Source organism: Catenulispora yoronensis (assembly GCF_039531695.1).
Taxonomy (GTDB): domain Bacteria; phylum Actinomycetota; class Actinomycetes; order Streptomycetales; family Catenulisporaceae; genus Catenulispora; species Catenulispora yoronensis.
The window spans coordinates 70,436-95,711 of sequence record NZ_BAAAQN010000031.1 but is presented as its reverse complement, the minus strand read 5'-3'; the positions used below and the strand labels follow the sequence as shown (position 1 = coordinate 95,711).

Here is a 25,276-nt window from a genome sequence, read left to right as displayed (position 1 = left end):
CGTGGTGAATCGGCGAACACACCTTGTCCGGAGCATGTACGGGCCTTGTATCTCCGTGGTACGGCGCCTCGTTACGTTGCGGTCACCACCCACTGAAAGGAGATCAGGATGAAGCGACTCACCCAGGTCGCCGACCGGATGCTCGACCGGTTCGCGCCGAAGGCCACCGCGATGGCGGCGGTCTGCCCGCTGCCCTCGGACTGCTACTACACCGGCCACCGCTCCACCGGCCCGTGCTCCGGCGGCTACATCTACGAGGTCCAGTGCGGTCCGCGCGAGGGGTACGCCCACTGGTTCCAGTGCCACTGCTGATCGGCTGATCAGCCGCGACAAGGGTCGGGCCGTCGCCTCCGGGTGGTGGCCCGACTGCGCGCGAAAAATTTCGAACTTCTGTCAGAATCTTGCAAGCCCACCTCGGTACTCGCTACCCTCACCGCTACACGGGCACTGCACACGCACAGCGAACGCGCTGCGAGTGCATAACGGCCGGGAAGGACCCACGGGGTGAGAAGGGACATCCGGCGCGCGCTCCGCCACGCTACGCACCAGTCACGCACCGGCCTGCCGGCCACACTGGTCGCGACCGCCGCGGCGCTGGTCTTCGCGACGCTCGGAACGTTCGTCACGGCACTGACACGCTCTGAACCGGCCGCGGTGCTGCACGCCGCCCAGCCCGCGGACCGCGTGATGCGGTACCTCGGCTCCTACCGCGCGGACATGGGCACGCAGGACGCGGCAGTCGCCGACGCGGCGCGACGGTTTCTTGGCGACGTGCCCGGAACGGTGTACCGGATCGACGCTTCGCGGCCGCTCGCGGTGGCCGGCGAAGGCGCGGCCGGGGGAGCGGCGGAGCCGTTCAGCGACGGTGCCGTGGCGATAGCGAGTGCTGATATTGCCGGCCACGCGACGTTGACGGCTGGTCGGTGGCCAGCGGCTCCGAACTCGGCGGCTTCGAGCTCGAACGCTGCGAACTCTGCTGCTCCGAGCTCTGCGGCTTCAAGCTCAGCCGCTCCGAGCTCTGCGGCTTCGAACTCGGCCGCTCCGAATTCGAACCCCAATACTCAAAGCACTGCGAAATCGTCGGGAACTCCCGCTCCCGTCGAAATAGCCCTCCCCGACGCGTTCGCCGGCGCCCACCACCTCCGCCCCGGCGCCACCCTGACCCTCGCGCCGCCCGCGCAGCTCACCGACCCCGGCGCCGCCCGCACCGTCACCGTCGTCGGCACCTACCACCCCGACTCCACCGCCTTCTGGCAGGCGCTCCCGCCCGCCGCGCTCCCGCAGACCGCCCTCCGCCCCGCGCAGGTGCTGGCCGTGGACCCGGCCGCGCTGGCTTTCCCCGACGGACTCGGCCAGGCCGGCACCGTCACCTGGATCGTCGACCCGCACCTGGACGGCCTGTCCCCGGACCGCCTCGCGTCCCTCGCCACGCGCGCCGACGACGCGATCGTCCACCAGGACGCCCGGGCACTGGCCGGCGCCGCGCCGATCAGCCCGCCGGTCATCGTCTCCTCCGCCCTCCCGGCGCAGCGGGTCGTCGCCCGCCGCGCGACCCTCGCCGGGCAGGCCGAGCTCGCCGTCCCGGTCGGCGTCCTGATCCTGCTCGCGGGCACCGCGATGGTCCGCGCGGCCCGCACCGTCGCCGCGCGCCGCCGCGCGGATCTGGCCCTGGCGCGCGGACGTGGCGCGGGGCCCGCGAAGCTGCTGGCCGCTGCCGGGCTGGAATGGCTCGCGCTGGCGGTCCCGCTGCTCGCCGTCGTCCCGGTCCTGGCGCCGCTCGGGGCCCGGCTGCTCGGTGCCGCTACGCATGTCAGAGGACTGGTACATCCTTCCGCGACCGCGCTCGCCGTGCTGATCACGGCCCTCGTCGCGGTCGTCCAAGCTGCCCTCGCCGTGGCCGCCACCTGGACCGACGCCGTCGAGCGCGCTCCCGGCTCCGCCCTCCGCCGCCGAGGCGCGCGGGTCGCCCGCTTCCAGCGCGCCGGGACCGATCTCGTCCTGGCCGCCGTCGCCGCCTGGGGCCTGATCCAGCTCCACCAGTACCGCTCCCCGCTGGCGTCGCGCATCAGCTCTCGGACATCCTCGGGCGCGTCGTCCTCGTCGGCCGGCGGCGCTGATTCCCTCGATCCGGTCCTGATCGTCGTCCCCGCCCTGGTCGCCGGAGCTCTCGCGATCCTCGCCATGCGCCTGCTCCCGCTGCTGACCCGGCCCCTGGACCGGCAGGCCCGGCGGCGGCGCGGGATGACCGGCGCGTTCGGGATGTGGCAGGTCAGCCGCCGCACCAGCCGTCTGACCGGGGCGCTGCTGCTGATGGTCATGGCGATCTCGGTCGGCGCGCTCGCCCTGACCGCCACCGCCATGCGGACTCACAACGCCGACGACCAGGCGGCGTTCGGCGTCGGCGCCGATGTCCGCGTCGACAGCGGTTCGCTCCCGCCTGCGGGACGCCGCGCCGCATATATATCAGTGCCCGGAGTCACCGCCGCGACGCCGCTGTGGTCGACACCGGCGACCACCGCCGACGGGAGCCAGACCGCGACCACGCTGATCGGGGTGGATCCGCACAGCGTCGGGACGGTCATGGCCTTCGGCCCCGGCACCGCGAGCCCGGCTGCGCGCACGGCGCTCACACACCTCGGCGGCGCCCCGCTCGGCGGCCTGCCGCTGCCCGGCCGACCGGTCCGGCTCACGGTCGCGATGACGACTGCCGTCACGGATGGCGCGTTGCCGTCCGAGTCAAAGTTCGAACTCACTCTGGCTGACGCCGACGGGCTGACGGTGACTCGCGCCGTGCCGCTCACTGCGAACGGTGACGTGACGTTCGACCTGTCCGACGCCGGGACGCTCGCCTATCCGCTTCGAGTCACGAACGTCAGCGCGGTGGTGCCGGAGTCGAAGACGGTCCATCGGGTGCAGATCGACATCCACGCCATTGCCGGGACCGATGTTCATGGAGCGGCCACCGATGCCGCCGCCGCGCCCGCCGATGGACGCGCCTGGCAGGTCACTGCGACCCAGCCCGGCATGCCCGGCGACGGGGCCCACGGTGTCGAATGCCCCGATCCGGTCCAGCAGCCGCAGCCCGGGACCGAGGGCGGCGGCATGCTGTGCCAGGTCACGGCGCCGCCTGATGTGCTGTTCACGCTGGCGTTTCTCACTCCAGGGATCACCCTCCCGGTGCATGACGGCACGACCGCCGCGCCTGGAACCACCGCGCCCGGGGACACGGCACCCGGAGCCACGGACACCGACGAAGCCACCGTCCTCCGCCTGCACGGCGCGCTCACCGTCGCGGCCGTCCTGCCCCAACCGCTCGCCGACGGCCTGCCGCCCGCGCTGCCCGCCGTCGTCAACCAGGACCTGCTCACCAAGACCGGTGCACGCGTCGGCGACACCATCGCCCTCACCCCCGACGACGCGACGGTGTCCCACCAGCTGCCCATCGCGTTCGAGGCCGCGCCGCAGCTCAAGGTCCACATCACCGGCGTCGTCGTCGCCATCCCGGGCCGCCCCGCCGGCCCCGCCGCGCTGCTGGACCTCGCGACGCTCGCCGACCAGCTCCCGGGCCTCGGCGTCACCGTGCCGACCGACGTCACCTGGCTGCTCAAGACCGCGCCGGGCAGCGAATCAGGGATCTCCCACACCTTCGCCACCCACCCCGACCTCGGCACCCCGCTCCTCGCGAACACAGCCACCACAGCCCTGCGCCACGACGTATTCCGCGCCGGCTCCGCCGCCCTCTTCACCGCCTGCGTCATCCTCGCGCCGCTGTTCGCCCTCCTCGGCTTCGCCATGGACACCGTCATCTCCATCCGCGAACGCTCCCGAGGCTTCGCCGCCCTCCGAGCCTTCGGAGCCCGCCGCCGCGAACTCGCCTCAGCCCTCCTGATCGAACAAGGCGTCATCGCCACCCTGGCCCTCCTGGCCGGCACCACCATCGGCGCCCTGGTCGCCGCCATCACCGAACCCCTGCTCGCCACCTCCACCACCGGCGCACCGCCCCAACCCGCGATGGCGGTCCTGATCCCCTGGCTCCGCACCGCCGCCCTCGGCCTCGGCACAGTCGCAGCCCTGATCACGGCCCTCTACGCCATCGCCCGCGCCGCCGCCGCACTCGACCTCGCGAAGGTACTGCGCGCAGGAGACGACATATGAGAATCCCGCTCCGCACCCGAACCGCACTCCGTGACCTCCGCGCCGACCGGGCGCTGCTCACCTGCCTGGCCGTGGTGATAGCCATCGGCACACTGATAGCAACGGCCGGCCCGGCACTGGTCGCACGCCTGGATGATCGAGCTCTGCGAAACAGCGTCGCGATGGCCTCCGCCCAAGGACTCGGACTGACCGCGACCTTGAGCGTGGTCGGCATCGATCCGACAGGGCTGGGCCAGGAGAACCCCGCCGCTGCTCCCGCCGCGACTACGCCTCTCGCTGTGGAGACCACGGCAAGTCCGACTGCTGCTTCTGTCGCGACCAACACCAGCACCACCAGCGCCAGCGCCAGAACCACAAGCGCCAGAACCACAAACGCCAGCACCGGCACCGCGACCAGCCCCAGCCCCAGCCCCAGCGCCAGCCCCAGCACCTCCCCCCTCCCCGCCCCCCTCACCACATTCGCCACCGACATCCTCGCCCCCCTCCCGCCCTGGGCCCGCTCCATGCTCGGCCCCCCGACCGTCGACCTCGCCACCCCCTTCGTCGACGCCGCCGGTCCCGGCCTCGCCACCACCGGTGGCGTGCCGCCCGAACTCCGCGTCGAGTACGCGAATCCGATCCCCGGCGGCGTGCGCTACGTCGAAGGCAGCGCGCCGCCGCTCGGTCCGCTCGCGCCCGGGGCGCCCGCGCCGATCGCCGCGTCGACCGCGACCCGCGATGTGCTGCACCTCGCCGTCGGCCAGGTCCTTACCCTCAGCCGGGCCGGATCCCCCGTCGGCGCGGCGCCCGCTGGCGAAGCAGCCGCTCCCGTCACCGCTCGCGTCGTCGGTTTCTTCGAACCCGTTGACACTCTCTCCCCGGCCACCGCCACCTTCTGGTACACCCACCCGTGGCTCCGCGCCCCGATCGCCGGTCCGGGCCCGCCGCGCGATGGATTCAGTCCCCTGATCCAGCGCGCCTCTGTCCTCACCAGCGCCCCCGGCATCCTCGCCGTCCTCCCGGCCGCCGCCTCCGCCGGGCCGGTCACGGCTACCATCGCCTTCCCCCTCGCGCCCGGCGAGTTGACCGCCGACACCGCCGCCGCGCTCGCCACCCAGCTCGGACGCCTCACCGATCCCGCCGCCGGACGCCCCTGCACGCCGGCGGTGTTCGCCCAGCCTGTGCAGTGCGGCCCGTTCGTCGCCACCAGTGCCGGGCTGAGCGTCGCCGCCGACATCAAACCGACTCTCGATCGGTTCGTCGCGGCGCGCGCCGAGGTGTGGGTCGTCGACTCGTTCTCGTTGGCCAGTGTGGCGACCGTCGCGCTGATCACGCTGTTCAGCGCCGCGCGGCTCGCGGTCGGGCGGCGGGAGCGCGACCTTGTGCTGCACCGGGCGCGCGGCGCGTCTATCAGGGACCTGATGACGGTGCGCGCCGCGCACGGCATCCTGCTCACCGTCCCGGCGCTGCTCGTGGGCTGGCTCGCGGCTCGTCTCCTGCTCCACATCGGCCGGCACCGCGCGCAGAGCAGCGGTCCGGGCGCGGGGTGGATGCTTGCCGCGATCGCCGTCGCGGGCCTGGTCGTCCTGCCCGCCCTGACCTGGGCTCGCAGTCGTCCGCGTCCCGATGTCGCGGACCGGGCCGTGGCGATCCGCCGCCGCCTCGCCGTCGAGATCGGCATCCTGGTCCTCGCCGCAGCCGCCGTCGTCTCGCTGCACGGTCGCGGTGTCGACGGCCTGCGCAACGCCGGTATCGATCCTCAGATCAGCCTGGTCCCGGCCCTGCTCGGCGCGGTCGGCGCCGCGCTTCTGCTCCGCCTGCACCCGCTGCTGCTCGGCGGCTCGCTCCGCTGGGCCCGACGACGGCGCTCGGCCGTGCCGGTCCTGGCCTTCGCCCAGGCGCGCCGCGGTCCCGGTCTCGGCGCCGCCGGTCTGCTGGTCCTGGTCCTCACTCTGGCCGGCCTGGTGTTCGGCGGCCTGGTCACGCGGACCGTCACCGGCGCCCACGCCGACGTCGCGAACTCGGTCGGCGGCGATGCCGTCATCCAGGGGCGGGGACTGATCGAGGCGGTGCGTTCGGACGTGGCCGGGGTGGCCGGCGTTCAGCACGTCATCGCCGAGCAGACGCTATGGCTGACCCCTGATACACCGGCGGGGTCGGCCTCAGTGACCTCGGCGCCGACAGCCGTTCCCATCAAGACCGTCGCTGTGGATGTCAAAGCTCTGGCTGCCGCAGATCCGAACTCCCGCCTTGTCCATCTGCTTAGCGGCTCAGCCTCCAGCAACAGCCCCATCTCTGCCTACGCCTCCGCCTCAGCGGTCCGCCAGAACTCCGCCACGCTCTCTGTCGCCACCCCGACCGGCTCGGCCGCTCTCAACCTCACCGCCGTCGGCACCCTCACCCTTGCCGACCTACGCGTCATCGGCGCCGAACTCGGCGACCTCACGCCGCAGGACCCGTTCCTGGTCGTCCCGTTGACCGCGGCGGCCCGCCTGGCTCCCGGCTCGGACCCCGACACCCTGGTCGTCGACGGCCCCGGCATCGCCGAGACCGAGCTGCGCGCGGCGCTCCCGACGGCCGTGACCTACCAGGTCCAGACCCACAGAGCCCTGATGAGCAGTCTCGACACGGCCACCCTCACCGATTCGCTCGACCTGGTCGCCTTCGGCAGCGCCCTGCTCGCCTCGGCCTTCGCTCTGCTCGCGGTGGTCCTGGAGCTGCTCGCCGGTGCCCGGGCCCGTGGGCAGGCGGTCTCGTTCCTGCGGACGATGGGCCTGCGCAGCCGGTCGGCGACGTCGATGCTGATTCTCCAACTGCTGCCGCCCGCCGTCCTGGCCGCCGTCGCCGGCGTCGGTCTCGGAGCCCTGATACCGCGCCTGCTCGGCTCGGCCCTGCGGCTGCGCGCCGTCACCGGCGGCACCGCCGAGCCGCGGATCCGCGTCGACTTCGCCACCAGCGCCGCGCTCGGCGCCGGCGTCGTCGCCCTGGTCCTGCTGGCCGCCCTCATCGACCACCGCCTGGCTCGACGCCGCAAGCTCGGCGCCGTGCTGCGCTTCGACTCCCGATAGCCCCGACCGCCCCGACAGCCGGAGGTGACCATGCCCGCTGGGCCGATCCCGACCACTCTGGACGACCTCGAAGCGGACGCCGTCCGCCCGCGCCCGCGCTACGGGCACGACGCCCACATCGTCTGCGACAACCTGGTCCGCATCTACCGGACCGAGGGCGTCGAAGTGCAAGCCCTGCAAGGCCTCGACCTCCTCGTCGGCAAGGGCGATCTGGTGGCGGTGGTCGGCGCCTCGGGCAGCGGCAAGTCCACGCTGCTCAACATCCTCTCCGGCCTGGACGCGCCGACCGCCGGCGCCGCCTCCGTCGCGGGCTGCGACCTGCTGACGATGAAGGCCCGCGACCGCCTGCGCTACCGCCGCGAGGTCGTCGGCTTCGTGTGGCAGCAGACCGGCCGGAACCTGTTCTCCCATTTGGACGCCATGGACAACGTCATGCTCCCGATGAGCTACGCCGGCACGCGCGGCGCGGCGGCCGAGCGGCGCACCGCCGAGCTGCTGGAGATGCTCGCCGTCGGCCACGTGCGGGACCGTCGTCCCGGCCAGCTCTCCGGCGGCGAGCAGCAGCGGGTGGCGATCGCTGTGGCCCTGGCCAACGCGCCGGAGGTGCTGTTCGCCGACGAGCCGACCGGCGAGCTGGACAGCGCGACCGCCGAGCAGGTGTTCGAGGCGCTGCGGACGGCCAACCGGGAGCTCGGCGTGACCGTGGTGGTGGTGACCCACGACGCGCTGGTCGCCGGCCAGGTGCGGCGCACGGTGGCCATCCGGGACGGCCGGACCAGCTCCGAGACCGTGCGCGAGGCGGTCGTGGACGCGGACGGCGCGCAGCGGGACGTCGCCGAGGAATACGTGATGCTGGACCGGGCCGGCCGGATGCAGCTGCCGCGGGAGTTCGTGGAGCGGCTGGGAATGCGGGACCGGGTGCGCGTCGCGCTGGACGAGGACCACGTCAGCGTATGGCCGACCGCTCGGGAGACGACGGGGGCGCAAGCAGCACCGGGGGAGCCGGCCGTGTAACGGGGATAATCAGCATTCTGCGACCCGGCCCGGGGGCGGAGGGCCGGGCCTTCGGCCTGCTCCAGCACCGGAAAACGGCCCGACGCGCTGATTATTTCAATGATGTGTCGATAGTTTTCTCGCTGTTGTCGAACCCTTGTGATGTCAGAGTCCTGTCGTTACGCTGAGGCAACTTGCTTCGCATCGCACGTGGGCGATGCGCACGCCTCGACGGGGGGATGCGGTGCGCTTTCAGCTCCTCGGCCCGCTCGGCGCCTGCCGGGCGAACGGGCCGCTGCCTTTAGGCACCTCCAAACAGCGCCGGCTGCTGACCGCGCTGCTTCTCGACGCCAACCGCTCGGTGCCCATCGACCGCCTGATCGCGTCGGTCTGGGACGACGACCCGCCCGCCTCCGCGATCGCCAACATCCGCACCTACGTCTCCCGCCTGCGCGGCCTGCTCGTCGACGACCGCGGCAACGAGCGCATCACCCGCCGCGGCACCGGCTACGCCGTCGACGTCGCGGACGAGGAACTGGACCTGGCAGAGTTCCGCGCACTGGCCCGCGAAGGCCGGGCCGCGGCCGCGACCGGCGACGTCGAGCGCGCCGCCGCCGTCCTCGGCGCGGCGCTCGCGGTGTGGCGGGGCGAGCCGGCTGAGGACCTGCCGCCGTCGGACTTCCTGCGCCGCCGCTTGGAGCCGCTGGCGGAGGAGCGGCTCACGGTCGTGGAGGAGTGGGCCGAGGCCCGGCGCCGCGCCGGGGGCGATCCGCGGCTCGTCGCAGACCTCAGATACCTGGTCGAGGACCATCCGCTGCGGGAGCGGCTATGGTACGAACTCGTCCTCGCGCTCTATCGGCGCGGCGACGCGCCCGGCGCGCTTCACGCGTACGCGCAGGCTCGCAAGGCACTGATAGACGAGCTCGGCATCGAGCCGGGCCCGGATCTCGCGCGCCTGCACCAGGCTGTGCTGACCCGAGACCCCTCGCTGGAGGCTCCGGTCCGGGACCTGGGACGGCCGGGGACGTCGGGGGAGCGGTCGGCGGGACAGCCGTCCGGGCAGGCGGCGGGGCCGTTACCGAAGCGGTTGCCGGAGCGGCTTTCGGAGTCGCGCCGCGCCCTCGTGATCGTCGTCGTCGGCGAGGCGGACCCGGCCGATCTCGGCGAGGTGCTGTCCCGGCTCGGAGGCGGCGGTCCGGGTGTCGACGTGCACCGGATTCCGCACGCTGGTCCTCGTCCTCGGCGTCGCCACTAGACGCACTGCCCGGCCCGGCCCGGCCCAATTAGGCGTAGAGGTCGGCGATCTCGTCGAACAGCACCAGGACGAGCGCCCCGACCGCCCCGACCAGCGCGCACAGCACCCAGGCCGGCACCGAGACGCCGTCCCGGCCCTGGTTCCCGGCCGCCCCGGCCAGACCGATCAGCGCGACGGCCCCGAGCAGCAGGTCCCGTACTACGTGGCGCATCCCGAACTCGCGCGGCGTGGTGCCGAAACAGTTGCAGGAGGCTGATGTGCCGCTGCGCAGCACCTTGAGAATCACGACCAAGAAGCTCGTATCCAGGATCACGGCCAGTGCGAAGCCCCACACGATCGTCATGGGCGCCGCCAACAGCGCGGCCACCGCGGCTTCGGCGACGATCACCCCTGGCGCGGCGAGCCCGCCGAGCCCGCCAAGGACTCGCGGCACTCCTGGAAGCTCTCGGACCGAGGCGGCGAATCCCTTCACATCGCGGGCTTTTCCGACCGCGGCCACCAGGAACACGACACCGACCAGTACCCGGGCCGCCGAGACCACCAGATCCACAAGACACCGCCGTTCCGCGACGAACCGCACTCTGAGCTTCCGGCACGGTATGCCCGGCGCGCACATGCGGGGTACATGCCGGATACACAGGCTGGATGGCTAGGCCGCTGGACGGGACTGGATGGCTAGGCGCGGTAGGCCACCACGGACCCTTGTCGTCGACCCTCGCCGCACCCTCGTCGAAACCCTGCGATTACGGACCTTGCGTGTCCATATCCTGCCATGTCATCGCCAACCTCATGATCCGTCAGTACTTTCTCCGGTGATGCCGCTTCATTGTCTTCCCACCGGAGGAACCATGAGATCAGCACGCATACGGCTGGGGGCGGTCGGAACCATCCTCGCCCTGACCGCCGCGCTCCTGACCACCCTGTGGAGCTCGCCCCAGACCGCAACGGCCGCCACGGCCGCCGCCGCGGCGCCCGGGGCCGCCTGCACCCCCGCCCAGGTGATCGGCAATCCGGGCCTGGAGTCCGGAAGCACTCCGTGGACCGCGTCGCCGGCCGGCCTGATCGGGTCGTTCAGCGGCCAGCCCGCACACGGCGGCAGCCGGGTCGCCTGGATCGACGGGAACGGGTCGGCGGCCACCGAGTCGCTGTCCCAGTCGGTGACGATCCCGGCCGGCTGCACCACCGCGAGCCTCACCTTCTGGCTGCACATCGACACGGCCGAGACGACCACCTCGGTGCAGTACGACAAGCTCACCGTCAAGTTCGGCGGCACCACGCTGGCGACCTACTCCAACCTCAACGCCGCGAGCGGCTACCAGCAGCGCACGTTCGACGTGTCCGCCTTCGCCGGCCAGACCGCGAGCCTCAACCTCACCGGCGTCGAGGACGCGAGCCTCCAGACCAGCTTCGTCGTGGACGACTTCGCCCTGAACGTCGGCGGCGGCTCCACGAGTCAGAACCCTGTGGTGACCAACCCCGGCCCGCAGACCTCCACCGTCGGCACCGCGGCGAGCCTCCAGATCCAGGCCACCGATCCGCAGAACGACGTCCTGACCTACTCCGCGACCGGCCTGCCGGCCGGGCTGTCCTTGAACAGCGCCACCGGCCTCGTCTCCGGCACCCCCACCACCGCCGGATCGAGCACCGTCGTGGTCACCGCGACCGACCCGGGCTCGAACGCCGGGACCGCGAGCTTCCAGTGGACCGTGAACCCGAGCGGCTCCCCGGACGCCACCCGCACCCCGGCGCAGGGCTCGTACACGCTCGACCTGACCAGCAACGCGACCGGCACGAACTGGACCGGGCACGAGGGGATCAGCTTCACCAACGTCGCGGCGACCCCGCTGACCGAGGTCTACCTGCGGCTGTGGGACAACGCCCACGGCACCTGCCCCTCCAACCAGCCGATCACCGTCACCAACGTGACCGGCGGCACCGCCGGGGCGCTCGAAGTGAGCTGCACGGCCCTGAAGGTCACCCTGCCGGCGCCGCTGGGCCAGAACCAGTCCGCCAGCATCGGCTTCGACGTCACCATCACCGTGCCCAGCGGCACCGACCGCTTCGGCAGCGACGGCTCCTACAACTTCATCGGCAACGCGATCCCGGTCCTGGCCGTCCACGACGGATCCGGCTGGCACCTGGACCCGTACACCAACAACGGCGAGAGCTTCTACCAGCTGATCAGCAACTACTCGGTCCGCCTGGACCACCCGACCTCGGTCCAGACGCCGACCACCGGCACCGCCACCGAGACCCCCGGCGCCAGCGGCCGCACCATCACCACCGCCACCGCGACCAACGTCCGCGAGTTCGCCTGGGTCGCAGGACCCTTCGTCAAGACCACCGCCACCACCTCCACCGGCGTCGTGGTCAACATGTGGCGCACCTCCGGCGTTTCCGCCTCCACCGCGGCCAGCCTGCTGTCCACCGCCACCTCCGCCATGGTCGGCCACGCCTCCCGCTGGGGCGCCTACCCCTACGGCGAGGTCGACGTGGTCCTGGACAACAACTTCTGGTTCGGCGGCATGGAGTACCCGGGCCTGACCCTCGACACGACCAGCGCCACCGCCCTGATCCACGAACTGGGCCACCAGTGGTTCTACGGCATCGTCGGCGACGACGAGTACAACACCCCGTGGCTCGACGAGGGCTTCACCGACTACATCACCGACGTCCAGCAAGGCATCACCGGCGACGGCTGCTGGACCGGCTCCTGGGCCAGCAGCGCCGAGAAGATCACCAACTCGATGGCCTACTGGGACGCGCACTCCAGCCGCTACAGCACGGTCGTGTACGGCTACGGCAAATGCGCCCTGCACGACCTGCGCCGAACCATGGGCGACACGGCGTTCAACACCATGCTCCGCAACTACGCCCAGTCGCACTGGTACGGAATCTCGACCGTCGCGGACTTCAAGGCGGCGGCGCAGGCGGCGACTTCGGTGAATCTGACGTCGTTCTGGACCACGCATCGGATTGATGGGTGAGGGGTGAGTTGTTGATTCGGTAGTGCTGCGCCCGGTGGTCGGGGAGACCGGCTACCGGGCGCAGCCCATTGCCAATCAGTGCCAGTGAAATCGCCCATTCTCCAGTACGCAGGTCAATGTATTCCCGTGGTCATCCTTCGCGGTCTGACCTGCGTCGGCGTCCGGGCAGTACTCACCACGTCGCGGGATGCCGGAGGTCGCACTCGTCGCGAGCTGAGTCAGACGTCCTTCGACGATCGCTCCGTTCTGGACCACGTAGAAGCCTTCGTAGACCTTGGTCGATCCGTCGGACTGGAGTGCTTCGAGGTGTACCTGCACAGTGTTGCCCTGCACGCCGGTGATGGTGAGCGTGTCGTGCGCCGTGCCCGCGAATCCTGCTGCGAATGCGTCGTAAGTGAAGCCGAGGTTGTCGCCGCCAAGTTGCCAGGCGGTGGCGTAGTTCTGGGCGTTGATCGCGGCGTAGAAGGCTGTCACCACGGCTGCGGCGCCTGGTGCCGGTACCGGTGCTGTTCCCTGCTTCGCGGTCGCGGTCGCGGTTGCGGTCGGCGTTGAAGTCGGAGTCGGAGTCGGAGTCGGCGTCGCGGTCGGGGTCGGGGTCGGCTGTGGGCTGGGCGCCGCGGTCACCGTGACAGTGCTCTGCGGCGAGTTCGTAGTAGTCGTTCCAGAAGCGCATGCGGCGACGCAACAACCCGCCACCGCCACCAGCGCTGCGAACCGGGTGTGCATGGTGTCACCTCGGCGGGGAGCGGCGATCTTCCACCGGTTCCATCATCCGCCTGGAGCAACGGTCCCGCACTTTGGCCGGCGGGTGCGCGGTAGCAACCTAGGTGGCTGATCATCCATCCACTAGGCATGGACCTAGAACGGCGGACGTTGATCCGCATCGCCGGGGCGATGCTCGGGGTGGCGGGGATGGCTGCCGCGTGTGAGCGTTCGGCGCGGCCGGGGGGTTCGGTGGGCGCCGCCGGTGGTGGGAGCGCGACGTCTGCCGCATCGGCTACCGGTAGCGGAAGCGCCACCTCCACCGCCGCTGCGTCCTCGTCGACCTCGTCGACCGCGTCGCCGACCCCAGCGGCACCGCCCGACTCGACTGCCAGCGCGACAGCGCCTGCCTCGTCTGCGCCATCCGTACCCGCGCCATCCGTACCCCCGGCGACGTCCTCCGGCGCGCCGGACTGGCAAGCCCTCCGTGGCAAGCTTCCCGGTGGCCTGGTCCTCCCCGCTGACTCGGCATACACGCAAGCGATGCGGCCCAACAACGCCCTCTTCGACGAGCGCCGTCCCGCCGCGATAGCCCGCTGCTCCACCCCGACCGATGTGCAGGCCTGCCTGTCGGCCGCCGCCGGCCGGGTGCCTGTCGCGGCGCGCAGTGGCGGGCACAGCTACGTCGGGAACTCGGCGCCGGACGGCGGCCTGGTCCTGGACCTCTCGGCCATGTCGACGGTGCGGATGCAGGGCGGCAACGCGGTGATCGGCGCCGGGGCGCGCCTCGCGGACGTTTACGCGGCGGTGGCCTCGGCAGGGCGCGCGCTGCCCGGCGGTTCCTGCCCGACCGTCGGCGTCGCGGGTCTGACGCTCGGCGGTGGCGTCGGCGTGCTGTCCCGCGCATACGGTCTGACGTGCGATCACCTCGTTGAGGCGCAGATCGTCACCGCCGACGGCACGGTCCGGACCGCGTCGGCGGCCTCCGAGCCCGACCTGTTCTGGGCGTTGCGCGGCGGTGGGGGCGGCAACTTCGGTGTCGTCACCTCGTTCACCTTCGCGACCTTCCCGGCGCCGTCGCTGTCAGCCTTCTACATCCGCTACCCGAGCGCCGCGTGGAGCGCGCTGATACCCGCGTGGCAGCACTGGGTCGCGAACGCGCCGCGGCAGCTCTGGTCGATGCTGCACATCGACGCCGGAGATCCGGCCGATATATTCGCCGTGGGCAGCTATGTCGGGAGCGCCGCCGGTTTGAACAAGCTCCTCGATACTCTGACGTCAGAGGTCGGATATGCGCCGGCTGCCTCGTCCGTCCGCAGCTTCGGCTATCTCGACGCGATGCGCTACTTCGCGGGCACGAATGTCCGCGAGGGGTTCGTCGCCTCCTCGCGCATGCTCGCCAAGCCCCTGGCGGACCCGCAGCGCCTCCTCAACCTGGTCCACGCCCATCCCGGTCTGTCGCTGCTGATCGACTCGGCGGGCGGCGCCATCGCCGACGTGGCCCCACAGGACACCGCCTTCTGGCATCGGCAGGCGCTGGCGACGGTCCAGATCTACGGCAAGGCCACCACGGCCACCCGCGCCGCGGTGACGGCGCAGGTGGCGGCGATGGGCGCGGGCCTGTCGGCCCTCGGCGCGGACGGCGGTTACGTCAACTACCTCGACCCCACGCTGCCCGACTGGCTGAAGCAGTACTACGGCGGCAACGCCTCCCGGCTGCTGGACGTGGCCCGCCGCTACGACCCCGACCGCGTCTTCACCGGTCCGGGACTCCTGAACAGCGCGCTGTAGACCTGAACGAACCTCAGCGGATCACAGCTGCGAACACTCAACTGTGAGTATCCGGCCGCGACGCCTTCAACACCGTCAGCGCCTTGCTGAAGACCGAGTCCTTCCCGGCCGCGATCTCGTCGTCCGGGAACACCGGGATCCGGATCTGCGGCGGGATGCCGGTGACGTCGAAGCTGGGGCCGTTCCGCGTCACCGGGTACACCTCGTTCGGCAGCGCGAACTCCCAGCCGTTGGGCAGGACGCAGTTCAGCGTGTCGGAGAACACCCCCTGCGTGTTCTCGCCGATGCGGACCGGAGCCGGGCTTCGGCCCATGAGCGCCTGCGCGAACGTCTCGCCCGCGCTCACCGTCGAGCCGCCGGTCAGCAGCGCGATCGGGCCGTGGTAGACGGGCTGCTCGGACGGCGCGACCCGGATCGGTTCGGGCTTGCTGAACCGGCTCGCGTCGTTCGGGTCGTCGCGGTGCTTCTTCCAGTAGGCCGTATAAGGCTTCGAAGTCAGACGCGACACGACGTCCAGCGCGAGGACGTCCGAGCCGCCGCCGTTGACCCGGTCGTCGATGATGAGGCCGCGCAAGGCGTTCGGCCCCTGGACCCGGTCCCGGGTGAAGATCGTGTCCAGCGCCTTGGTGAGCTCGGCCTCGTCGTCGGCGAAGCCCTCGCTGCCGTCCGCGCTGGTGTAGCCGGTGAAGGAGGAGAGCCGCAGGTAGCCGATGCCGCCGGGAAGGTCCGCGTAGGCGATGTGGCCGCGACCCCATTCCTGGAGCGGCGTCGTGACGTCGTGCGCCTGCACGAAAGCCAGGATGCTGCGATCGTAGGCGCGGCTCGGGCCGATGGTGCCGGGCCGGGTCGGGGCGACGATAGTGGTGCCGTCGCTCAGGCCGGTATGCGCGTCGTTCAACGGGGCGAAGGCCTCGGTCAGGATCCGGAACAGGTCGGCGTCGGTCGTCGTCGGCGTGATCTCGGCCCGCAGCCGCTCGCGCGTCGCTTCCCAATCGACGCCTCGCGCCGCGAAGAACGGATAGTTCTCCTTGTAGGTCTGCCAGAAGACGTCGAACACCGAGCGGGGATCGGCGGGCGCCGGCTGCGAGCAGCGCGCCGGGAGGGCTGCCAGCCGGATGAGGTGCCGGGTCCCCACCGATTCCTGGATCGTCATCGACACCTGCCGCGCGGGCCGGTCGGGGCGCAGGGTGAAAAGCAGGTTCCCCACCGCGAAGGTGGCCTCGCCGTGCGGCCCCGTGGCTCCCACTCGAGTACCGGCGAAGTTGGGCAGACAGCTGATAGCGGTGGTCTGGTAGGCGGTGACGGCGGTGCCTTCGACGCTGAGGACCAGGCCGTAGCCGTCCATCCGCCACACCCCGTCGAGCGCGGGCCTGCCCACCGCCCTCGCCTCGGATCCGACGGCGGTTCCGGCCACCACCAGCGCCGAGGCGGCGGTGACGGCTCCGACCCGGCCGAGCGTCCGGCGGCGGGACGTGCGTCGCATGCTGGTTCGGTTCATGCGATCAGCCTGCTGCGACCGGGCACAGCCGGGCATCGGCCGTCGGTTCTCCGTCTGCCTCATCCTCAGGGATGACCGGCATGGGACCAATGGCTGATCCATATACCCAGCGTTCGAATCCCGCCAAGAACCGTCGAACTTCGGCCATCGATCATCGCGCTGCCGTTATTCTGACTGTGGAATAACGTGCCCGCCGCGGGGGGCTGTCGACGGGAGAAATCACGGGATGATCACTGCTTCACCGCGCGCCGAGATCTTGATCGCCCGAGAAGTCGGCGATGATCAGGCCCGGCGGCTGGTCGATCTTCTCTCCGAGTTCAGCGTGGAAGCCGAGGTCAAGCGGGAGCGAGGGCATCGCGGGGCGGAGGAACTGGGCTGGCTGGTGCTCCTGGCCCTGCCGCTGCACGGATTTCTGAGCGGACTCGGCGAGGAGGCGGCCAAAGGCTTCTATGCTCGCCTATGCCGTACCTTCGGGCGGGGGCATGGAAAGCACCGTTCGGGGACGCCGGTAAATGCATCCAATGCGTCCAATGCGGAGCTCGAAGCCGATGACGCTCCCGACAAGTCCCTGACTTTGCAGGATTCTGTCAGCGGATTGCGAATCGAACTGGAATTCGCGTTGCCGGACGAGGCGTTCGACCAGCTCGCCGTCCTCGATCTGGGCATCTACGGTTCCGCCCGGTTGCGATACGACCGCGAGGCCGGGCTGTGGCGGGCCGACAGCGATCCAGCCGCGCAGTGAGCCCGCACCGTGTTCCCGGGGTCGAAGCTTCGCCGTGGCCGTCGTGCGCTGGAAGCCGGCGCGCGCGCGTTCAGTGAAGGCCGCCTGAATGAGGCGGAAGACACGTTCGCCAAAGCCCGTGACCACGTCCGCGAGGCGGTCGGCACGGACACCACAGCCCGCGCGATCATGGCGCGCGCCGAGACCGGGATCGGGCGCGTCCGGCTGCGGCGCGGCGAGTTCCCTTCCGCCCGCACAGCCTTCACCGACGGCTTGCAGCAGGGGGCGAAGACACGAGGTGACTTCTTCTGGGCCGGATGCGCGGCCGCGCACTGCGGTGACTACTCGCAGGCCGCCGTGCTGTTCACCTCGGCGATCACCACCGAGCCCGGCCTGCCCGGCAGCGCCGAGCCGTCCGGCGCCGCCATCGCCGACGACGCGCCCGCGCTGGGCCGCGTCTACCGCCACCGGGCCTACGCGCACCTGAAACAGGGTCTTTATGACCGTGCTCTCGCCGATCTCCTGGTCGCGGAGAAACAGTCCGCGATGTTGGACAACGACGCGCGGGCCGTCATCGCCTGGCTGCTGTCCCGCAAGGGGCGCTGGACCGAGGCCGGCAAGTACCTGGGGCCTGTCAGGAAACCGAAACCGGCCGCCGTGGACGCGCTCATGGCCTATGTGGCCTTCGGCGAAGGGCGTCCGTTCCAGGCGTTCGATCTGTTCCGGCGAGTATGTAGCAGAGACCGGGAGAACGCGGACCTGCTGCTTGCCTATGGTGTCGCCGCCTATGAGACCGGCAAGTACGACATCAGCCGCGTCGCCTGGGAGCGGGCCCGCCTGGTCGATCCCACCGATTCCCAGTACCAACGACTGATCGAGTCCGCGGAGCTGGCCCGCATCCGCCAGCTCGCGACAGAGGGCGATTACGAGGCGGCCATCGGCCAGTTGCGCGCCATCGACCCCAACCACCGGGCCATCGTCAGCCTCCGGTTCATCGCCGCCTTCGAGGCGGTGTCCAAGGGCACGGCCAGCGCCGCGCGGCTGGCCCAGCTCGCGGAGAGCAGCTTGCGCGGCCAGGGCGGCCTGCGTGGCTTGCGCGGCCAGGGCGGTCAAGCCGGCGCCGACGACCCGAAGCTGTGGCGTTGCCTCGCCCTGCTGAACGCCGTCGAGGGTCTCCACGAACAGGCGCGCGAGTACTGGGAGCGCCTGCTCGCCCACGATCCCGACGACCGGCTCGCCCGCCTCGGCGCCGCCCTCGCCGCGTTCCACCGCGGCGACCCGAAGCGGGCCCTGGCCGATCTGGGGGTGCTGATCGGGGCGGCCGCCCAGGACGACGACATCGGACGGCGGGCTGTCCACGCGGCCGTGGCGCACCACAGCCGGAACGGCGACTGGAAAGCCGTCCTCGCCACGCTGCCGAAGTCCGGGCCGCTGGCCGGCCGGGAGTCGCTCGCCCTCATCGCCGAGGCGGCGTACCGGACCGGCCGCCACGAATGGGTGCTGGCCTCGCCCGACCATCCCGAGTACCTGCCGTGGAAGGCCCTGGCCTGGCTCCGGCTCGGGGCGCCGGGGTCCGGGCCCGAGGCGCCGGAGCAGGCGTTCGTCGCCGCCGCGCTGGCCGACCCCCGGACCCGCGGGCAGCTCGCCCCGCTCGCGCACCCGATCCTGGCCCAGCAGCTCGCCGACCAGAACTGGGACCGCGTCTCCTATCTGCTGACCTGCTTCGGCCCGCTGGCCACCGGCGATCTGGCGCCGGGGCCCACTCCGGTGACGATGTCCGCCGAAGCGGTGGTCCACGTCCTGGCCGGGAACCGGCGCGCCGCGGTCGAGACCATCGAGCGGGCCGGCCACCTGACGCCGCGCAACCACCGCATCGGCTATCGCAGGGCCCTCATCCTGCTGCACAGCGCGAGCGCGTCCGACCTCCAGGCCCGGAAGGTCGCGGACTGGACGGCGTGCATCGCGGCCTGGGTCCAGCTGCTGCACAGCGACGAGTTCTGGAACACCTGGAGGCAGCGGGCCGAGAGCCGCTACGGCGAGCCCGTGACGCCGCGGATGGTCGACACGCTCCAGGATTCCCTGCGGGAGCTGCTCGAAAGCCGGATCGCCGCGAACGACGGGCCCCGGGCCTGGCTGATGGCGCAGTGGAACCGGGAGGACAGCGCGGCCACGATGCTCGCCGCGCACGGCGGCCTGCCGCTGCCGCGTGCGCGCGGCGGCGGGGACCTGGTGTGCGGGCCGCTGCGCATCAGCGAGCTGGAACTGCACCGCGATCTCGGGGACCACCTGTTCACCGGTCCGAAGACCAGGAAACGGGCCGTGTCGGCGACCGACATGTCCTACCAGTTCTCCCGGATCGGCCTGGCCGCCGCGCGGCTGGCCGCCGGGTTCCCGGCCGAGGTCGTGGACCTCGCGCGCGACCTGCGCTGCGCCGAGTGCCGGCGGACCCGCAAGACCAAGGCCTCGACCGTCCCGGCCCGGCCGCAGGTCTGCCACGACGAATGCCCGACGTTCGAGCTCGAGAACCCGGCTCTGAGCGCGTTCGATCCCCAGGCGGCCCGGTCCATGCTCAGCAGGCGGGCCTCCGAACTGTGCGTCAAGGCCCTGATGGAGATGGCCAGGGCGGCGGTGGCCGTCCAGCCGCTGGACAAGGGGGCGCTCCAGGGCCATTGGCGGGACGCGGTCGGGTACGCCGGCTTCACCGGTCAGCAGCCCGCGACCCGCCGCTCGGTCTCGACGATGGCGCTGGGCCGGGCCGTGGTCCTGGCCGCCGACAAGAAATGGGACGACGAGGTCGCCGTCCTGGACGCCGCGCTGGACGTGATCGGCGAGGACACCAAGGCCGATCGGGACAAGGTGGTCGTGGCCCTGGCGCGGTCCCTGGAGAACCGGGCCTGCGAGCTCTACAACGGCACCTACGCGACCTCCAAGCCCAACCTCGCGCGCATCGAGCAGGCCGTCGCCGACGAGCGCCGTTCGGAGTCCTACCGGCCGCACGTCAAGCAGACCACCGAGAACCTCGGCATCATGCTGCGCTTCCTGCAGAATGTGCGGTCCCGCAACAAGGAGACGGGCGCCTACCGGGCCCTCCTGGTCGAGGAGGAGGAGCTCTACGCGCGGGCTCTGACCTTCCGCAAGGACGACGCGGACCTGGAGCGCCGGCTCAACGATGTCAGGGCCCGCATTCTCAAAGAGTTCGGGGGCTGACGCGCCGTGCTGGACTACGAAGAACTGCGCGTGCGGGCCCGCCGGGTCGGGCCGGACCGGTTCCTGCTGCTGGCCAACGGCCCCTCGGCCGCCGCGACCGTGGTGACCGTCGAGGCGGCCGACCCCGGCCGGCTGCGCGCCGATTTCGACCGGCTGATCAGGATCGAGCTGAACCTCCAGCCCAGCGTCGGCACCGACGTCCGCGAACGGCTGCGCGCCCTGGGCCGCACCGTGTTCGGGATGCTGTTCCCGGAGCCGCTGGCCGAGTGCCTGCCCCGGCAGCACGCCGCCGCGGCCGACGGACCGGAGCGCAACCGGCCGCTGCGCCTGCGTTTCGACCTGCCGCCGGAGCTCCAGGACCTGCCGATCGAGGCGCTGGCCGCGCCGACCGGCATGCAGACGCTGGCGCTGCACTCCCGGCTGTCGGTGGTGCGCACCGTGGCCGGGGAGGCGCCGGACCTGCCCGCCGCCGACGAGGACCCGGCGGCCGTCGAGCTGCTCGTCGCCGTCGCCTCCCCGGCCGGGCTGGACCCGCTCGGCGCCGAGGCCGAGATCGACCGGCTCACCAAGCTGCCCAAGCGCAGCGTGCGGCGCACCGTGGAGCCGCACGCCACCCGGCGCCGGATCGAGGACTGGCTCGTCGACCACGCCGACCGGCCCGCGGCGATCCTGCTGATCGCGCACGGCGCCTACGACGCCGCCGGGAACATGGGCACGGTCTACCTGGAGACCGAGGACGGCGGCCCGGACCCGGTCTCGGCCGAGCTGCTCAGCGGGATGCTGGCCCGCGGCCGCCGGCTGCGCCTAGTCGTGCTGAACCTCTGCTCCGGCGCCACCACCGGTCCGGCCGAGCCCTACTCCGGACTGGCCCAGGCGCTGATCGGCCGCGGCATCCCGGCCGTGATCGGCATGCGCGCCGAGTTCACCGACTCCGCCGCCGCGCTGTTCGGCCCCAAGGTGCTGGCCGCGATCGCCGCGAACACCACCGTCGACGAGGCGGTGGTCTCGGCCCGGCAGCAGATCCACACCATCCCCGACCAGACCGCGATCGAATGGGCCACCCCCGCGCTGTTCCTGCACGAGGCCTGCGGCCACGGCTGGCTGCTCAAGGTCCCGGTGGTGCTCGACGACGGCGAGGTCGACGAGGACCCGCTGCGCGACGGGCGGGCGGCGCTCGACCAGGTCCAGGACGCGCCCCGGGTGCGCTCGGCCGACCTCGTGCCCGCCGCCCGCTACCTGCGGGTCCGCCGCGACTGGCCCGGCGTCGTGGACCTGCTCGACATCGGCCGCCGCGGCCCGGAGCAGGCCGCGCTGTTCGCCGAGGCGGACCTGGAGACCGTGTGGCCCGGCATCGAGCGGTTCTGCGCCCTGCTCGCCGCCGGGCACGACCTGGACCTGGCCGAGGAGATCCTGACCGCCGCCCGGCCGCACCTGCCGGCCCCGGTCGCCGACTGCCTGCGCGCGGAGATCGTGCGGTGCCGGGCCGACGCGGCGTACACGGCCGCTGAGAACGCCCGGCTCGCCGAGCGCTGGGCCGACGCCTCCATCGCCTATGCCAGGGTTCTGTCGCTCAACGTCGACGAGCGGCCGCAGGTCCACGCGCACGCCGCGTATGTGCAGGGCCGCACCGCGCAGGCCGACGAGGACTGGGTCCTGGCCGCCGCGGCCTACCACAAGTGCGGCGACGTGCTGGACGCGCTCGGCCGGGCCGCGTACGTGCTGGCCCGGGCCGCCCTGGCCCGCCACGACCGGGCCGAGGCGGCCCGGCACTTCCGGGCCGCCGCCGAGGCCGGTATCGCGCGGGACGAGTGGTTCGACTGCCCGGAGCCCGAGCCCGGGGCGATCCCGGACACCGGCTGGGGCGATTCCGGCGCGGGCCCGGCCGAATCCGCCGCCGACGCCGAGGCCAGATCCGGATACGTGCTGCTCGAAGCGTCGATCGCCGACGAGGACTGGTCCGCGGCGATCTCCCTGGCCGGCGCGCTCGACGGCCTCCAGGCCCTGCCCGCCGCCCGGACCCTGACGACCTACGCGTTCGGCCGGCTCGCGGAGAGCGCCGAGGAATGGGGCGAGGCGGCGGACCTGTACAACCGCTGCCACAGCTACGCCGACGCCGCCGCGCGCGTCCAGTACGCCCGGGGCCGCCAGCTGGAGGGCGAGGCGCAGTACCGGGCCGCCATCGAGTTCTACGCGCACGTCCCCGCGTCCCTGCTCAGCGACGCCGCCCAACGCTGCCGACGGCTGGAGGCGCTGCTGGCCGTGCTGCCGCTGGCCGACCGGGTCGCGGGCGTCCCGCTGGTGGCCGATCCGCTGCTGGTCCGGGACCCGGCGTACCCCTACCGCGTGCTGAGCACGGTCCGGGTGGCCCCGGGATCCTCGACCGTCGAGGTCCGGGACGCGGCGTTCGTGCTCATGACCCTGGGCCTGCTGAACGAGAAGACCAGGCGCGCGTGGGACGACCTCCGGGACCCGGCCAACCGGCTGATGCTCGACGCGCTGTCGCTGCACGGTGTCCGGGATCCCAAGACCCTGATCGACGCGTTGCGCGACGGGCCCGCCGACGCGGCCGCGGTCCAGCTCGCCGACGCGCCGCTGGCCGCGCTGCTGCTCGGCGACCGGGAAGGCGCCCGCGAGGGCTGGCGCCGCCGGCTGGTCCAGGACCCCGCCGACATGTCCCTGGCCCACAGCCTCGCCGTCGCCGCGCTGGCCGATGCCCGCGAACAGGAGGACGCCGGCGAGGAGCTGTCCCAAGCCTTGTGGCGCACCGTGATCGCGTCCTGGGTGGCGCTGCTCAGCGACGAGGCCTACTGGAGCCGGTGGGGCCGGCAGCGCGCCGCCTGCTACGGGGACGTGGGCACCTCCTACGACCCCGCCGTGCTGCGCCCCAGCCTCGGGCGGCACCTGCACGACGTGCTCTCCGGCTACGCCGAGAAGCACATCGTCGCCGGACGGCCCGCCCAGGCCGCCGGATATCGGGAACTGATCCAGCTGCTGGAGGCCGAGCTCGACGCCGCCCGGGTGCTCGGCGAGGTCGAGGGGCTCCCGGGTCCGGAGCCCGGGTCGCCGGAACCACGCCGACTGGTCTGCGGCCCCCTGTACCTGCGGATGGCCGAGCTGTCGGAGCGCTTCGCGCGGTTCGTCGCCCGCGCCGAGGACGCCCCGGACCCCGACGCCGTCCGCCGCCGGTTCCGCCGCGTCCGCTGGGCGTTCTCCGAGCTGGGGCAGGCGTTCTCCTCGACCGAGCACTACGAGTACGACTCCGCGCGCCACCAGGTCGCCGACCTGCTGCACCACCGTCTCAACGACCTGCCCCCGGACTGCGCCGGACCGGCCGCGCACGCGCCCGAGGAGCTCGCCGCCTGCCCCGGGTGCGGTGCTTTCCTCGCCGACGATCCGGCCTACGCCCACCTGCCGCGCCGCCGCGCCCGCCTGCTCCAGGACACGGTCGACCTCTCGATCCGCGTCAACCTGTTCATCGCCCGCGACCTGCTGACCCGGCCCGGGCGGCACGAGGCCGCGCTGGCCCGGATCGCCGACGCCCTGGCCTCCTCCGACCGCGGCCTGATGAGCGCCCGCGCCGACGAGGCCGCGGTCTGGCTGGTGCTCGGCCGGGTCGACGCGCTGACCAACGTCCAGGAGATCCGGATCGACCGGGTCAACGAGGCCATCGACCTGCTGGAGCGGGCGATCCCGGTGGTCCGCCGGACCGGGGCGCAGACCCTGACCGTCCGGCTGGCCGCGCTGCTGACCACCCGCGGCATCTGGTTCGGCACCTCGGCCGACGAGACCGGCGTGGCGCCGGACTACCGCCGCGGCGTGGACGACCTGCGCCGGGCCGCCGAGGCCAACCCCGAGTCGCTGCGGGCCGCGCTCGGGCTGGCCGTCACCCTCGCCTACGACCTGGACCACCTGCCGGGCGGCGACACCGATCAGGGCCGTGCGGCGCTGCTGCGCGAGGCGTTCAGCACCCTGGACGGCGCCCTGAGGCGCTCGACGCGGGCGGACCTGGTGCGCTGCGCGGGGGAGATCCTGGACCTGCTGGACGACCTGGTCCTGGCCCGGCTCCCGGCCGAGGCGCTGACCGCGATGATCGAGGACGGCGACGCCGTCGGCGCCGAGGCCGACAACCCGGCCCGGGCCGCGGCGCTGACCGCCCGCGCCGACGCGGCCGCCGGACGCGGCGCCGTCGCCGAGTACCTGCACCTGCTGATCCGCGCCACGGCGGCCGTTCCGACGAGCGAGCGCGTCCGCGCCCGGCTCATCGCGGTCCTGAAGGAGGAAGAGGGGTTGTTCGCATGATCCGGGATCCGCTCGCCGAATGGGACGGCCCGTACCCGTACGACGAGCTCGCCGACATCGGGGTGACGCCCGACTACACGCACAAGGCGATGGGCGAGGTCACCTTCACCCTGATGACCCAGTCCAAGCTCAGCGGCCGGGCCCGTCAGGCCTGGCACGAGCTGAACGACCTGCAGAACCGGCTGCTGATCGACTTCCTGCTCTACGACGTGGACCTCGTCGGCGAGATCCAGGCGGCGCGCGGCCGGACCGCGCCGGAGCCGGTCGAGCTCGACGAGCCGCCCCGGCTGGCCGGCGCCACCGAACTGCCCAGGGAGATGCTCACCGGACTCGCCGACGAGTTCCGCGCGACGACCTCGCTGGACGAACTGCTCCCGATCCGCGTCCTCCAGGACGTCGACATGTATCCGCCGCTGTCGGTGATCGACGGCTTGCTCCGCTTCGACAAATAAGGATGTCCATGCTTTCCGAGACGCCCGGGACGCCCGACGCGGCGGGGCCGGCAGAGACGGCGGACCCGATGGATCCGACAGGCCAAGCCGACACGACAGGCCAAGCCGACACCACAGGCCAGATCGACACGACCCAGATCAACACGAACCAGATCGACACGACCGGCCC

Annotated in this window: 14 protein-coding genes; 11 read left to right on the top strand and 3 right to left on the bottom strand. The window is 72.2% G+C overall.

All coding sequences use genetic code 11. The features are described 5' to 3' along the window. The first annotated feature begins 108 nt into the window (after window positions 1-108). From ABD481_RS24505 to ABD481_RS24485, 5 genes are all read left to right on the top strand, one after another. Window positions 109-312 (top strand): hypothetical protein, encoded by a 204-nt coding sequence (locus ABD481_RS24505; RefSeq protein WP_344668093.1) that lies wholly within the window; start codon window positions 109-111, stop codon window positions 310-312. Between the two features lie 192 nt (window positions 313-504). Then, window positions 505-4,155, top strand: a complete 3,651-nt coding sequence (locus ABD481_RS24500) for an FtsX-like permease family protein (RefSeq protein ID WP_344668092.1) — start codon at window positions 505-507, stop codon at window positions 4,153-4,155. Further along, window positions 4,152-7,202 carry an FtsX-like permease family protein gene (locus ABD481_RS24495; RefSeq protein ID WP_344668091.1) on the top strand — a complete coding sequence of 1,017 codons (3,051 nt, stop codon included), beginning with the start codon at window positions 4,152-4,154 and terminating at the stop codon, window positions 7,200-7,202. Before ABD481_RS24500 ends, ABD481_RS24495 begins: the two co-directional genes overlap by 4 nt. Before the next feature lie 30 nt (window positions 7,203-7,232). Continuing rightward, window positions 7,233-8,216, top strand: coding sequence for an ABC transporter ATP-binding protein (locus ABD481_RS24490; protein WP_344668090.1), 984 nt, complete (start codon window positions 7,233-7,235; stop codon window positions 8,214-8,216). A gap of 223 nt (window positions 8,217-8,439) precedes the next feature. Then, window positions 8,440-9,450, top strand: coding sequence for an AfsR/SARP family transcriptional regulator (locus ABD481_RS24485; protein WP_344668089.1), 1,011 nt, complete (start codon window positions 8,440-8,442; stop codon window positions 9,448-9,450). Between the two features lie 28 nt (window positions 9,451-9,478). On the opposite strand, the gene ABD481_RS24480 is transcribed toward ABD481_RS24485, so the two are convergent. Then, window positions 9,479-10,000 (bottom strand): MauE/DoxX family redox-associated membrane protein, encoded by a 522-nt coding sequence (locus tag ABD481_RS24480; protein ID WP_344668088.1) that lies wholly within the window; start codon window positions 9,998-10,000, stop codon window positions 9,479-9,481. A gap of 298 nt (window positions 10,001-10,298) precedes the next feature. On the opposite strand from ABD481_RS24480, the gene ABD481_RS24475 reads away from it, so the two are divergent. Continuing rightward, window positions 10,299-12,437 (top strand): putative Ig domain-containing protein, encoded by a 2,139-nt coding sequence (locus ABD481_RS24475; RefSeq protein ID WP_344668087.1) that lies wholly within the window; start codon window positions 10,299-10,301, stop codon window positions 12,435-12,437. Window positions 12,438-12,512: 75 nt separating this feature from the next. Here ABD481_RS24475 and ABD481_RS24470 read toward each other — a convergent pair whose 3' ends face one another. After that, window positions 12,513-12,914 (bottom strand): hypothetical protein, encoded by a 402-nt coding sequence (locus tag ABD481_RS24470; protein ID WP_344668086.1) that lies wholly within the window; start codon window positions 12,912-12,914, stop codon window positions 12,513-12,515. 768 nt (window positions 12,915-13,682) lie between these two features. Between ABD481_RS24470 and ABD481_RS24465 the strand changes: the two genes are divergently transcribed. Then, complete coding sequence (locus tag ABD481_RS24465; RefSeq protein ID WP_344668085.1) at window positions 13,683-14,930, top strand: FAD-binding oxidoreductase; 1,248 nt, start codon at window positions 13,683-13,685, stop codon at window positions 14,928-14,930. A 37-nt stretch (window positions 14,931-14,967) separates the two neighbouring features. On the opposite strand, the gene ABD481_RS24460 is transcribed toward ABD481_RS24465, so the two are convergent. Further along, window positions 14,968-16,428, bottom strand: coding sequence for a S41 family peptidase (locus ABD481_RS24460; RefSeq protein ID WP_344668084.1), 1,461 nt, complete (start codon window positions 16,426-16,428; stop codon window positions 14,968-14,970). Between the two features lie 226 nt (window positions 16,429-16,654). On the opposite strand from ABD481_RS24460, the gene ABD481_RS24455 reads away from it, so the two are divergent. The 4 genes from ABD481_RS24455 to ABD481_RS24440 are packed head-to-tail and all read left to right on the top strand — an operon-like array spanning window position 16,655 to window position 25,107. Beyond that, the gene (locus tag ABD481_RS24455) at window positions 16,655-17,170 is read left to right on the top strand and encodes a hypothetical protein (protein ID WP_344668083.1); all 516 of its coding nucleotides are present in this window, start codon (window positions 16,655-16,657) and stop codon (window positions 17,168-17,170) included. Window positions 17,171-17,179: 9 nt separating this feature from the next. Further along, the gene (locus ABD481_RS24450; RefSeq protein WP_344668082.1) at window positions 17,180-20,356 is read left to right on the top strand and encodes a tetratricopeptide repeat protein; all 3,177 of its coding nucleotides are present in this window, start codon (window positions 17,180-17,182) and stop codon (window positions 20,354-20,356) included. Between the two features lie 6 nt (window positions 20,357-20,362). After that, the gene (locus ABD481_RS24445; protein WP_344668081.1) at window positions 20,363-24,655 is read left to right on the top strand and encodes a CHAT domain-containing protein; all 4,293 of its coding nucleotides are present in this window, start codon (window positions 20,363-20,365) and stop codon (window positions 24,653-24,655) included. Then, on the top strand, window positions 24,652-25,107 hold the full coding sequence (locus ABD481_RS24440; protein ID WP_344668080.1) for a hypothetical protein: 456 nt from the start codon (window positions 24,652-24,654) through the stop codon (window positions 25,105-25,107). The genes ABD481_RS24445 and ABD481_RS24440 overlap by 4 nt, the downstream gene beginning before the upstream one ends. Window positions 25,108-25,276 lie beyond the last annotated feature (169 nt).

Bases quoted from the DNA above. Each gene is read 5' to 3' on its own strand.
- ABD481_RS24505 (WP_344668093.1), top strand. From the start codon at position 109: ATGAAGCGACTCACCCAGGTCGCCGACCGGATGCTCGACCGGTTCGCG.
- ABD481_RS24495 (WP_344668091.1), top strand. From the start codon at position 4,152: ATGAGAATCCCGCTCCGCACCCGAACCGCACTCCGTGACCTCCGCGCC.
- ABD481_RS24490 (WP_344668090.1), top strand. From the start codon at position 7,233: ATGCCCGCTGGGCCGATCCCGACCACTCTGGACGACCTCGAAGCGGAC.
- ABD481_RS24475 (WP_344668087.1), top strand. From the start codon at position 10,299: ATGAGATCAGCACGCATACGGCTGGGGGCGGTCGGAACCATCCTCGCC.
- ABD481_RS24465 (WP_344668085.1), top strand. From the start codon at position 13,683: ATGCGGCCCAACAACGCCCTCTTCGACGAGCGCCGTCCCGCCGCGATA.
- ABD481_RS24460 (WP_344668084.1), bottom strand. From the start codon at position 16,428: ATGAACCGAACCAGCATGCGACGCACGTCCCGCCGCCGGACGCTCGGC.
- ABD481_RS24455 (WP_344668083.1), top strand. From the start codon at position 16,655: ATGATCACTGCTTCACCGCGCGCCGAGATCTTGATCGCCCGAGAAGTC.
- ABD481_RS24440 (WP_344668080.1), top strand. From the start codon at position 24,652: ATGATCCGGGATCCGCTCGCCGAATGGGACGGCCCGTACCCGTACGAC.